Source organism: Polaromonas sp. (assembly GCF_013817205.1).
In the GTDB taxonomy this organism is placed as follows: domain Bacteria; phylum Pseudomonadota; class Gammaproteobacteria; order Burkholderiales; family Burkholderiaceae_C; genus Polaromonas.
In genome coordinates, this window is sequence record NZ_JACDDD010000030.1 from 1 (window position 1) to 11,935 (window position 11,935).

The following is an 11,935-nucleotide window of genomic DNA, read 5'->3' on the forward strand; positions in this document are numbered from 1 at the left end:
ACGCAGACTCGGGCCAGCATCGCCAGAAAACCGGCTCGAACACTGTGCCGGTTTCATGTTGTGAACTCTTGACTAGCAACTCTCGCTGCGGCGGGGGTTATGCAGACCTTCCCTAGTCCTTTAAATCGCCAGCGGGTCCACATCAATCGCCCAGCGGATCAGGCTCTTGAACTCCGCTTCCTGCCGTGTCTGGTGCAGCAGCGGCTGCCAGGCGGCGAGGAAACGCTGCAACGCCGCGCGTGACGGGCTTTCCACCAGCATTTGTGCGCGTTCGATATTGGCCACGCGCTGTATCGTCATGGGCACAGCGGGGTAGGGTGTGACGGCTTCCCCGCCCGGCAGTTGCTGCGCCTGCGCGGCGGCAGCGGCGGCGTTGAGAAAGCCCTGGGCCACTGCCTGATCCCGCGCTTCCGCGCGCACCAGCGCTGAAAAGCCGAAGGGCGACATGCCGGCGGCTTCGCGTTCTTTCAGCTCCTGCGCGGCAAAGGCCGGGTAGTCGTGTTTTTTCAAAGCCGCAAACAGCGGGTGCTGCGGATGAAAGGTCTGCACCCACATCTCGCTGGCTTCGCCGCGTTCGGCATCGCGCCCGGCGCGGCCGGCCGCCTGCATCAACAGGCCGAACAGCCGCTCGGGCGCACGGAAGTCGCTGGAGAACAGCGCGCCGTCCGGATTGATGGCTGCGACCAGCGTAATGTGGCGAAAGTCGTGGCCCTTGGCAATCATCTGCGTGCCGACCAGCACATCGACCTCGCGCGCGTGCACGCTGGCCAGCTGCGACTCGAGCGCACCCTTGAGACGCGTGGTGTCGGCGTCGATGCGGGCAATCCTCACCGAGTTATGCAGTGGGCTGCCGTCCGGCCGCGTCACTCCTGCCAGCAACTCGGCAATGTGTTCCTCCAGCCTTTCCGTGCCTTTGCCGATAGGCGCGATGTCGATGTTGCCGCAAGACGGGCAGGCGCGCGGCACCCGCTCGGTGAAGCCGCAGTGGTGGCAGCGCAGGGTGCGGTCCAGCTTGTGGAAGACGCGGTAGGCGCTGCAGTGCGGGCATTCGCTTTTCCAGCCGCAGTCGTGGCAGGCCAGCACCGGCGCATAACCGCGCCGGTTCAGGAAAATCAGCGACTGCTCGCCGCGCGCGATGCGCTGGGCAATGGCGTCCAGCAGCGGCGGCGCAATCGTGCAGCGTTTGGGCTGGTGGCTCATGTCCACCAGGCGCACTTTGGGCAAGCTGCCGTGGATAGCCCCCACGCTCGGCACTGCGTGTCCGTCGCTGCCCCCCGAGGGGGCCGTTCCACCTTGGGGCGGCCCGGCGGTGGAACCGTCGCTGGCGCCAATGCGTTCGGCCATGGTCAGGCGCTGATAGCGACCTGTGACCGTGGCTTGCCAGCTTTCCAGGGAGGGTGTGGCGGAACCGAGAAGCACGCGGCAAATCCCAGCCGGCTTGCCTGCATGTTCCACGCTTTCCGCCGCGTGGCCCGGCGAGCTTTCGATCATCGCGCGGTAAACCGCCAAGTCACGTGCCGAATAACGCGCGCCTTCCTGCTGCTTGTAACTGGGGTCGTGCTCCTCATCGACGACGATCAGGCGCAAATTGGGCAGCGAGGCAAATATCGCCATGCGGGTGCCCAGCACCAGCCGGGCCTGGCCGGCGTGGGCGGCCAGCCAGCTTTTCAGGCGCTGCGCCGGTGTCAGGCCGCTGTGCAGCGCCACCACCTGGGCCTTGCCGAGGTGGGCAAAACGCTCCTCGAAACGCGCCTGCAGTTGTGGCGTCAGGTTGATCTCGGGCACCATCACCAGCACCTGGGCGGTCGGGGCCTGCGCCAGCACCCGGGCGGCGGCGCGCAGGTAGACCTCGGTTTTTCCGCTGCCGGTCGCGCCAAACAGCAGCGCCGGCCGGGTATCGGCATCAAATTCGGCGATAGCCCTTGCCTGTTCTGGGCTGAGTGCTATCAAATCAGTGGTTTCCGGGGTGTCCGGAAAAGCCGCCAGCGGGCGTTTCAACCGGCGTGCGAGCTGCACCGTGCTCAGTTCGCGCAGCTGCGGTGGCAGCGCGGCCAGGGCCACCTCGCCGATCGAGCGCTGGTAATAACTGGCGGTAAACGCCACCAGCCGCCGCCACGTCTCTGACAGCGGCGCTAGGCCATCCAGCGCGCCCAGCACGGCGCGGGCTTGTGCGGGCTGCAGATCACCGCTGTCTGGCAAGACCTCCCAGACCACGCCCAACACCTCGCGTTTGCCCAAGGGCACGCGCACCAGAGTGCCCGGTGCCAGAGGCGATTCGCAGGCGTAGGTCAGCGCACCAGCCACATTGCTGTGGGCCGGGGTAGCAACAACAACGCCTAACCAGCAGCTCATGGTCGGGCCGGCTGGTCAGAGCGTAAAAATTCGTAAGTACTCAGATACATTTTCGGAAGACGCTGTAAGTGCTTGATTTCAAACTACTTTGAAGCTGATCCAGAGTTTCTGTGGATAACTTTGTTGATAGATTGCCTTGGGTCCCGTCGGGGCCTTGTAAATCAAGGCTTTGCTTAAATTGCCCGGAAAAAAAGCAATTTGAAGAAGCTATATAAATCAAGGACTTAGCAGCGCTATGGGTTTGATAGCGGAACCAGCTTCTTGACCCTGGTCATGTCGCACCGCAGCACCAATTTTGTGAATAAGTCTTGCCTCCACCGCCCCGTTTTGTGTTAACGGGCGGGGCGCAAAGGCCTAATGCGGCGTCCCGGTGCGCATCCTTCGCGAGTGTGCATGCACTGCACGCACCAGCACTTCTACGCTTTCCGGCGGGGTGTGCTGGCTGATGCCGTGGCCGAGGTTGAAGATATGGGTGGGGCCGCTGCTGCTCAGATCCGCATGCGGCAGGCCAAAGCTGTCCAGCACGGCCGCCACTTCCTTCTCGATCTGTGCCGGCTGGGCAAACAGCACGTTCGGGTCCAAGTTGCCCTGCAGCGCCATGCGGGCGCCGACCCGCGCGCGCGCCTGGGCCAGGTTCACGGTCCAGTCCAGCCCCAACACCTCGCAGTCGAGTCCGGCCATCTGCTCCAGCCACAGCCCGCCACCCTTGGTGAACACTAGGCGCGGAATGATCACGCCCTCATGGCTGCGTTTGAGCTGGCTCAGCACGCGCTGGGTGTAGGCCAGGCTGAAGGTCTGGAAGGCCGCGTCGGCCAGCACGCCGCCCCAGCTGTCGAAAATCATCACCGCCTGGGCGCCGGCCTCGATCTGGGCGTTGAGGTAGGCGGCGACGGCGTCGGCGTTGATCGCCAGCATGGTGTGCATCAGGTCAGGGCGCTGGTACAGCATGGTCTTGACCAGGCGGTAGTCGTCGGAGCCGGCGCCTTCGACCATGTAGCAGGCCAGCGTCCAGGGGCTGCCGGAAAAGCCGATCAGTGGCACCCGGCCGTTCAGTGCCTTGCGGATGGCGGTGACGGCGTTGAAGACGTAACGCAGCTCTTCCATGTCGGGCACTTCGAGTTTGGCCACGGCGGCTTCGTCGCGCACCGGGGTCGCAAAACGCGGCCCCTCGCCCTGCGCAAATGACAGGCCCAGTCCCATGGCGTCCGGGACGGTCAGGATGTCGGAAAACAGGATGGCCGCGTCCAGCGGGTAACGCTCCAGCGGCTGCAGCGTGACTTCGGTGGCGTAGTCTGGCGACGTCGCCAGGCCCATGAAGCTGCCAGCCTTGGCGCGGCTGGCGCGGTACTCCGGCAGATAACGCCCGGCCTGGCGCATCAGCCAGACGGGGGTGTAGTCGGTGGCCTGGCGCAGGCAGGCGCGCAAAAAGGTGTCGTTTTGGAGGGGTGCAAACATGGGCTGATTGTCTCAGGTGTGCAGCATCCCGTCGGTCGCCCGATAGAGGCCCTTGCAGAACGCCGCCAGCGTGCGGTTTGTCGAGACCAGCAGCAAAAAATCCTTGTTGACGCTTCCCCCTGGCACCGCGCATCGGCCGAAAATCGGTCAGGCCAGGGACTGGGGGTGTTTGAGCAGCAGGCGTTCCAGCGCATTCAGGGTGTCGTAACAGTCCTTGAAATCAGCAAACAAGGTTGCATCGTCGGCAATCACAGCGCTGGCAGCGTCCTCTGCGCGGAGTTGCGCAAAAATTTCGCCAAAACTCCGCTCGCCGTCGATCAGCCGCAGGATGCGCGCGCCGTATTGGCCCGGATTGACCATCAACGACACACCGGAGTGCTGGTGAGAAAGCCTGAAGGGCTGGCCGCCGCTGCTGCCAAACACTTGCGCCGCCACGTCGCCTGTCAGGGGTTCGTGAAAGAAAAACGGGATGTAGGCGGGGTCACCGTAAGGCGCGATGGTGCCAGCGTGCCGGGTGGCATAAAACGAGTGGGTGATGATGTCGCCGATCATCAGTTCGGCCATTTCGTATTGCTGCCGCTGCGGCAGCCTGCGCAACGCCTCGATAAACGGCGGGGGCTGGCGCCCCAGCACCATGTGCGGCTGATACGGCGCCCGCCCGCGCTGCACATCGCTGAAGCTCAGGTGAAAGCCATGGCCCCCGGGGCCATCCCCCAGCCAGTCGATCAGCTCGCCGACGGAGTACGACCGGTCCTGTGAATGCAGCAGCAGGTCATACAGACCGGCATCGCCCATACGGTGATCGTGGTGCAGGTCTTCGCCGCGCAGGAACCAGTTGCCGGGCGGCAGGCTGGCCAGCAGCGCGCGGGCAGTGCTGATCTTTCGCTGGGCGTCGGTTTCGGTGCCATTGACCATGCGCAGCAGGGACTGCATCTGGTACACGCCGGTGCGGCCGGTACTGGCATACACCATCAGCCCCAGGCTGCCGGGCTGCTCATCGGTCCTGAGTACGCCAAGCAAGGCGCGCAAACCCAGATCAGGGTCGGCCAGGTGATGCAGTACCCCGCTGCAGTTGATGTAGTCAAACGGCGCGAGCCCGAGCCCGGGAAGGTTGAGCAGCGAGTCGTGGACCCAGCTGATGTTGGTCAGGCTGCGGATGCGCGCGCGTTCCTGGGCCAGCGCGATGCTGGCGGCGCTCATGTCGAGATGCACCACCTGGGCATTGGTCCCGCGCAACTGCTCGGCCAGAAAAATGCTGGCATCGCCCGTGCCGCCACCCGCCACCAGTGCCCGGAATCCCTGCCTGAAGGATTGCTTTCCTGCAAAGCAGTAGTGGTTGATCATGGGCAGGTCTTCCAGCCATGTCTGCGCCAGACGGTGATGGTCGTCCTGCGGATCACAGGGCGGATAAGGCAGAGCCTCGTACTGATGGCGAACCTCGGGCAGGTAGTTGTCTGGCATGGCGGCTTCCGGGGGAACAAATGGCAAAAGCGTATTGTCTCCGTCGCCGCCTCAGTTGAGACAACTCATCTCTTTTACCTCACCGGCAGGAACTGCAGAAAAGACGCGCCAGCGAGGTTCTGCACATAGGTGATCACGGCGCGCCGGTATTTTTCGGTCAACACCCCGGACAGCAGGTCGAGACGGCCGACGATTTTGCCGAACTCGCGCTCGAAGCTCAGGTTGCGCTCGCGCTCGGATATTTCATCGGCCAGCAGCAGCGGCTGGCCCGCTGCGTTGCGTCGCGTCGCCAGCAGCCAGACAGCGGACTCGACATTGCGCGCGGCGTTGTAGATGTGTTGCGCGTCCAGGCCGTCGAGCAGATAAAAAGTCGTTTTGCCGTTGTGTGCGGTGATCAGCATGTCGGCGCTGGCAACCACAAAGGCGGCAACCCGGTCACCGCGGAACTCGGGGCTGAGCGCCAGCGACAGCGCTGCAATATCACGCTTGCCCTGCAGCTCGGGCCAGGGCGTGCGGTTTTCGATGGCGCTGCGCACGCCCTGGATGGCGGCCTCGCGGCTGGCGCTGCCAGTCTTGCGCCATTCGGCCGGGTTGCGCCGGTACAGCTTGTCGAGCAGGCGGTACAGGCTGTCAAGGTTGTCGCGCATGCCCAAAGTGGCCATGCGGTTGAGGTCCGACTGCGCGATCTCGCCGGACGTCATCGGTGCGACCTGGGCCTCGCCACGGTGCACCGTAGCCGGCCCCTGCGTCGAGCAAGCGGCCAGCAGCAGGGGCAAGACAGCGCAGGACGGACGCAAAAAAAAGTGAAGGACGGGCCGGCGCGGGGGCATGCGGCAATTATCCCAAAGAAGCCTGCTGGCGCAAGCTATCGGGGCCTGCAGGCTCAAGCGGTGTTCAGCAGGCCGCGCGACATCAGGACGCGGTGGTCGATCTTGATGCAGTGGTCCTGCACCACCAGCAGGCCGGCCGCCTGCGCTTTCGTGGCAGCCTCCGGATGAGAGATGTCCAGCTGCATCCATATCGCTTTGGCACCGATGGCGATGGCTTCGTCCACCACGGGTGGAATATCGGCGCTGTTGCGAAAGCAGCTCACCAGGTCGATGACCTCGTGTTTCGCGGCATCTGTCAGCGAGGCATAGGCCTTTTCACCCAGCACCTGGGCGACGTTGGGGTTGATGGGGATGATGCGGTAACCCTGCGCCTGCATGTAACGCGCCACATCGAAGCTGGGGCGGTGTGGCTGGTCCGACAGCCCCACGATTGCAATCGTGTGGCAATGGTTCAGGATGTGCGGCATGGTCTCTGCCGGTACCAAAGTGTCCATACCGCTCAGGCCTTGTACTTGATGGAGCAGCCGTAGGCCCGACTGGACGCCATGCTGAGCGGCTTGCCGCCCAGCGCCTCATTGAGCCCCTGGCGCACATAGTTGGTGGCGGTTTTGATGTCGTCCACCCGCGCCGAGGCAATGCTGTCGATGCCGCCGGCGTAAATCAGCTGTCCCTGCGGGCTGACGATGTACATGTGCGGCGTGGTTCTGGCGCCGTAGAGCTGGCCGATTTTGCCGGACTCGTCCATCAGTGTGGCGGTGGGTGCGGCCTGCTTCTCGCCCAGCCAGCTGGCGAGTTTGGCCGGCGTCAGGTAGTCGCCGCTGCCGGTTTCGGTCGAGTTGATGGCCAGCCAGACCACCCCCTTGCTGCCAAACTCCTTCTGCAGCGACTGCATATTGCCGCTGTAGTGCTTTTGCACAAACGGGCAGCCCGGGTTGGTCCACTCCAGCACCACCAGCTTGCCCTTGTAGTCACTGAGCTTGCGGGTCTGGCCCGATGTGTCGGTGGCCGAAAAATCCGGTGCCGCCTGGCCGACGCTGGCGGCGGCAATAGCGGGGGTGGTGAGCGACAACGCCCACGGCGCGGCGAGCAATGACGCCGAAAACGCGCGGCGGCTCAGGGCGAGGGGAAGCGGGGAATTCGACATGGTAAGCACTCCTTGAAGAAAAGACGTCACAGTTTGGCCAGTTCGGCCCGTACATCATCAACCGACAGAATCTCCGACAGCACCACAGGCGCGCTGCCGGGCTTGTAAATCACATACACCGGGACGCCGCTGCGGCCCAGTTGCGCCAGTGCTGCCGTCACCGCCGGGTCGCGGCGGGTCCAGTCGGCGCGCAGCAAGACCACTTTTTTGGCGTCGATGTCGGCCAGCACAGCGATGTCGGACAGTGTGGTTTTCTTGTTGTACTGGCAGGTCACGCACCAGGCCGCGGTGAAGTCCACAAACACACTCTGGCCCTGAGCCGTGAGTTGCTCGACCCGGCCCGGCTCCCAGGCCTGCCAGCGTTCCAGGGGCGCGCCGGCCACGGCCGCACTGTCCAGGGGTCTGATGACATTTTGGCCCATAGCCCACAGCCCTGCTGCGCCAAGCGCTATTGAAAACGTAGCAAGCACAAGCCGCGCCCGGCCCCGAAGGGTCAGCGACCACAACACCAGCGCCATCAACACCAGCAGCGCCAGCAAGGCGCCGGCGCCGTCGATGCCGCTTTGCTGGCCCAGCACCCAGACCAGCCACGCCACGGTGGCAAACATCGGGAAAGCCATCAATCGGCGGAAGGTATCCATCCACGGGCCGGGGCGCGGTAGCGCGCGCGCGACGGCGGGCACGGCGCTGGCCGCCAGGTAGGGTAAAGCCATGCCCAGACCGATGGCGGCAAACACCGCCAGCGCCTGCCAGGCCGGCAGACCCAGGGCAAAGCCGAGTGAAGCGCCCATGAAGGGCGCGGTGCAGGGCGAGGCAATCGCCGTCGCCAGCACGCCTGTAAGAAACGAGTTCGCCGTCGGGTTGCCGGCCTGAAAGCTGGCGACGCGGCTGGGCAGAAAACTGCCAAACTCGAACAAGCCCGCCAGATTCAGGCCGATCAGCGTGAACAGCGCGGCCAGCGCCGCAACCACCGCCGGGCTTTGCAGCTGGAAACCCCAGCCGAGCTGCTCACCCGCAGCGCGCAGGCCCAGCAGCAGCGCGCCCAGTGCGATGAATGACAGCAACACGCCTGCGGTGTAAGCCAGCCCGCCGGCCAAGCGCGCTTTCTGCTTGTGCTGCTGCGCAAAACCCACCACCTTGATCGCCAGCACTGGGAACACGCAGGGCATCAGATTCAGGATCAGCCCGCCCAGCAGCGCGCCTAGCAAGGCTGCCAGCAGGCCCAGTGGGGCATCGCTTCTGACCGCAGGAGCCGCGCCAAGCGCAGCATTGGCCTTGAGGGCGGCTTCGAGCGCCGGTGACATCGTGGCCGGTGCGGCAACGGCCGGCCAGGCGCCTTGCACTGGTGTATCTATGCGCCAGGCGGTGTCACCCGAAGCCACCACCACTGGCATCCGCTTCGGGCTCTCCGAGCGCTGGGCGGACAGTGGCACTTGCGCCGTCCAGACCGCGCCCTGCCAGGCCTGCTGCCAGGCGGCGCCCGGTTCGATCACGCCACCGGTCTCGGGGAAAAAATCCAGCGTCTTGCCCTGCAGGCTGGCCGGGAGACTCGCAAGCGAGACCTTGATGGCCTGGGCCTGCACGTCAATTCTGCTGCCAGCAGCCTCCAGCGCTTTGGGGCTGGCGGCAAAGGCTGCAGTAAAGGCGCTGCTGCTCAGACCGGTCGAACTGCGGGCCGGAATTGTCAGGACAAAATCGCCTTCCTGTGGAATGCATTCCTTTTTGCAGACCAGCCAGGCCGCCTTGAGCTTGATCTCGAGCTGGCTGGCGCTGAAGCCGGGCGCCACCGTAAGCGGCACCGGCAGCAGCACCGTGCCTTCGTAGCCGTAGTTGGCGAGGTTGCCTATGGGAATCTTTTTGGGTGTGGGCCAAGCGATCTCGCCGGCGGTGATGCCTGCAGGCAGTGTCCATTCGAGCTGCGTCGGAAGGCCGGAATCGCCGGAGTTTTTCCAGTAGGTGTGCCACTCGGGGATGTGCGCGAGCTGCAGGCCGACCCACAGCGGCTGGCCGGCTTGCACGCCATCGGGCGCCCAGGCCAGCAATTCGGCGCGCACCTGGTCGGTCACCACGCTAGCACCGGTCGACGCCTGGTTTTTAAGGCTGAATTGGGCTGTAGCCCCCGTCGGCAGGGCGCAAGCAGCTATTAAACTAATAGCAGCCAAAAAGCGTTGAAAAAACATGATCATGGTGTGAGCGGGGCTTGCCCCTTTAGTTCCTGTGGGGCCGGGCCGTGGGATGGGCACCTGCGCGGCGTCTCAGGCGGCAAAACCCAGCACCACACGCCGCGTGGTCGCGCTTTTTTTCTCGATTTTGGTCACGATCACCGCCCCAATTTCGGCGGTGTTGGCCACATGGGTGCCGCCGCAGGGCTGCAAGTCAATCATCTGTTCCGGCCCCGGGCCACCTATGCGTATGGTGCGCACCTGGCCGCTGCCACGCGGTGGCTGCACACTCATGCTTTTGACCAGCGCGGGGTTGGCGTCGAGTTCGGCGTCGCTGATGCTGCCGACCATCAGCGGGTGTGCCGCGGCCACCAGTTGGGCAATGCCGGCTGTCAGCAGGTCTTTGTCCAGCGGGTCCGTCATGCTGAAGTCCAGCCGCGCATAGTCGGGCGTGATCGAGCAGCCGTTGACCAGTTGCGGCACCAGGTGGCACAGCAGGTGGGTGGTGGTGTGAAAGCGCATAAGCCGGTGGCGACGCGCCCAGTCTACGCGGGCGGTCACGACATCACCGGTTTTCAAGCCGGCACTCATGAGGAAGGCCAGCACCGACGTGGCTGGATCCGGCAGGGCGGGCAGGTGGCAGATCGCCTCGGTGAATTTGCCTTCGTCGTCTTTGCCTTTGCGGGTATCGGCAATGACGACCTCGCGCCCGTCGGCCAGCACCAGCACCCCGGCATCGCCGGCCTGACCGCCGCCCAGCGGGTAAAACACCGTGCGGTCCAGCACCAGGCCCTGCTCGCTGATGGCTGTGATTGTGGCCGTGCATTCGCGCAGGTAAGCGTCGTCGCGGAACAGGGTTTGCGTCATGGTTTGATAATACCGGCATGAACCGCGCCCTGCACCAGCCTGCCGCCCCTGCCCCGGGAAGCGGTGCGCGCATCGTGCTGGCCACACTCAACGCCAAATACATCCACGCTTCGCTGGGCCTGCGCTGCCTGCTTGCCAACATGGACAGGCACGGCGGCGCCGGCCTGCGCGCGCAGACGCAGCTGCGCGAGTTCGTCATTGGCCAGCCCGCCACGCGTATGGTGGAAGACCTGCTGGCCTTGCAGCCCGAGGTGATCGGTCTGGGCGTGTACATCTGGAATGTGGTTGAGACCACGCAACTGGTGCGTCTGCTCAAAGCCCTGCGGCCCGACATCAGCATTGTGCTGGGCGGACCCGAGGTCAGCTTTGAGGTGGAGCAGCAGGAGATCTGCCGGCTGGCCGACCATGTGGTCACCGGCTGGGGCGATGTGAGTTTTCCGAAATTGTGCCTCGCGTTGCTCGATGGTCCGCAGCCACTGATGAAGGTGATCGCGGGCGAGCAGCCGCCGCTAGCCGAGCTGGCCCTGCCTTACAACGAATACACAGCGGAGGACCTGGCGCAGCGCCTGCTGTATGTCGAGGCTTCACGCGGCTGCCCGTTCAAGTGCGAGTTTTGCCTGAGTTCACTAGATAAAACCGCCTGGGCCTTCGAGCTGGACGGCTTCATGGCCGAGATGGACGCGTTGTACCGCCGTGGCGCGCGCAACTTCAAGTTTGTGGACCGCACCTTCAACCTGAAAATCGCCAACTCGGTGCGCATCCTGCAGTTCTTTCTGGACCGCATCGCCGAGGCGCCCGATGTGTTTGTGCATTTCGAGGTCGTGCCCGACAGCCTGCCGGACCGGCTCAAGGAACTGATTGCGCAGTTTCCTGCCGGCGCGCTGCAGTTTGAGGTCGGCATCCAGAGCTTTAACCCCGAGGTGCAGCAACGCATCTCGCGCCAACAGGACAACGGCAAGACCGCCGACAACCTGCGCTGGCTGGTCGGGCAGAGCCGGGCGCATGTGCATGCCGACCTGATCTTCGGCCTGCCCGGCGAAACGCTGGAAAGTTTTGCCCAAGGTTTTGACCGGCTGCATGGTTTGGCGCCGCACGAAATCCAGTTCGGTGTGCTCAAGCGCCTGCGCGGCACGCCGATTACGCGGCACACCGCTGGTTTTGCCATGGTCTATGACCCACAGACGCCTTACACCATACTGCAGAATTCCACCGTGGACTTCGCCGCCATGCAGCGCATCAAGCGCTTTGCGCGTTATTGGGAAATGGTCGCCAATTCGGGGAGGTTTTCGCAGGGCCTGTCGCTGCTGCTCTCGCCCGGTTCGGCCTTTGGCAACTTCCTGGCGTTCAGTGACTGGCTCTGGCAGACCACCGGCAAGACCCATGAATTTGCGCTGGAAAAACTGGTGGACCTGTTGTTTGCGCACCTGACGCAGGTGCGCGCGCTGGATTCGGCGCAGGTGGCGGCGGCGCTGATGGCGGACTACCAGGCCAGCGGTGCGCGCGGGCGGCCCCAGTGCCTGGCCACGCTGCTGGCCGGGGCGCAGAGGGCGTCGGGCCTGCCCGAAGAGAAGGCCCGGACGGAGCGGCAGGGCCGGCATCTGGGCCAGCAGCAGGCCTTGCGCGAAGAGATGCAGAAAGCCGCTGCGGCGGCGTAGCGCGTGCTT

At 64.5% G+C, this 11,935-nt stretch carries 9 protein-coding genes; 1 reads left to right on the plus strand and 8 read right to left on the minus strand.

From position 1 onward, the window contains the following. Positions 1 to 120: 120 nt before the first annotated feature. The 8 genes from priA to H0W47_RS08960 all read right to left on the minus strand — a co-directional run bounded on the left by priA (position 121) and on the right by H0W47_RS08960 (position 10,271). Complete coding sequence (gene priA, locus H0W47_RS08925; protein WP_296923338.1) at positions 121 to 2,352, minus strand: primosomal protein N'; 2,232 nt, start codon at positions 2,350 to 2,352, stop codon at positions 121 to 123. Between the two features lie 354 nt (positions 2,353 to 2,706). Further along, the gene (hemE, locus tag H0W47_RS08930) at positions 2,707 to 3,807 is read right to left on the minus strand and encodes a uroporphyrinogen decarboxylase (RefSeq protein ID WP_296923341.1); all 1,101 of its coding nucleotides are present in this window, start codon (positions 3,805 to 3,807) and stop codon (positions 2,707 to 2,709) included. Between the two features lie 147 nt (positions 3,808 to 3,954). Further along, positions 3,955 to 5,295, minus strand: a complete 1,341-nt coding sequence (locus tag H0W47_RS08935; RefSeq protein WP_296923344.1) for a methyltransferase — start codon at positions 5,293 to 5,295, stop codon at positions 3,955 to 3,957. Positions 5,296 to 5,342: 47 nt separating this feature from the next. After that, positions 5,343 to 6,098, minus strand: a complete 756-nt coding sequence (locus tag H0W47_RS08940; protein ID WP_296923347.1) for a hypothetical protein — start codon at positions 6,096 to 6,098, stop codon at positions 5,343 to 5,345. Positions 6,099 to 6,151: 53 nt separating this feature from the next. Further along, complete coding sequence (locus tag H0W47_RS08945) at positions 6,152 to 6,592, minus strand: CoA-binding protein (RefSeq protein ID WP_296923350.1); 441 nt, start codon at positions 6,590 to 6,592, stop codon at positions 6,152 to 6,154. Positions 6,593 to 6,597: 5 nt separating this feature from the next. Beyond that, positions 6,598 to 7,242, minus strand: a complete 645-nt coding sequence (locus tag H0W47_RS08950) for a thioredoxin family protein (protein WP_296923353.1) — start codon at positions 7,240 to 7,242, stop codon at positions 6,598 to 6,600. Positions 7,243 to 7,268: 26 nt separating this feature from the next. Further along, positions 7,269 to 9,422, minus strand: a complete 2,154-nt coding sequence (locus H0W47_RS08955; RefSeq protein ID WP_296923356.1) for a thioredoxin family protein — start codon at positions 9,420 to 9,422, stop codon at positions 7,269 to 7,271. A gap of 75 nt (positions 9,423 to 9,497) precedes the next feature. Next, positions 9,498 to 10,271 carry an alanyl-tRNA editing protein gene (locus H0W47_RS08960; protein ID WP_296923359.1) on the minus strand — a complete coding sequence of 258 codons (774 nt, stop codon included), beginning with the start codon at positions 10,269 to 10,271 and terminating at the stop codon, positions 9,498 to 9,500. Between the two features lie 17 nt (positions 10,272 to 10,288). Here H0W47_RS08960 and H0W47_RS08965 point away from each other — a divergent pair, with 17 nt between their 5' ends. Then, the gene (locus H0W47_RS08965; protein ID WP_296923361.1) at positions 10,289 to 11,926 is read left to right on the plus strand and encodes a B12-binding domain-containing radical SAM protein; all 1,638 of its coding nucleotides are present in this window, start codon (positions 10,289 to 10,291) and stop codon (positions 11,924 to 11,926) included. Positions 11,927 to 11,935 lie beyond the last annotated feature (9 nt).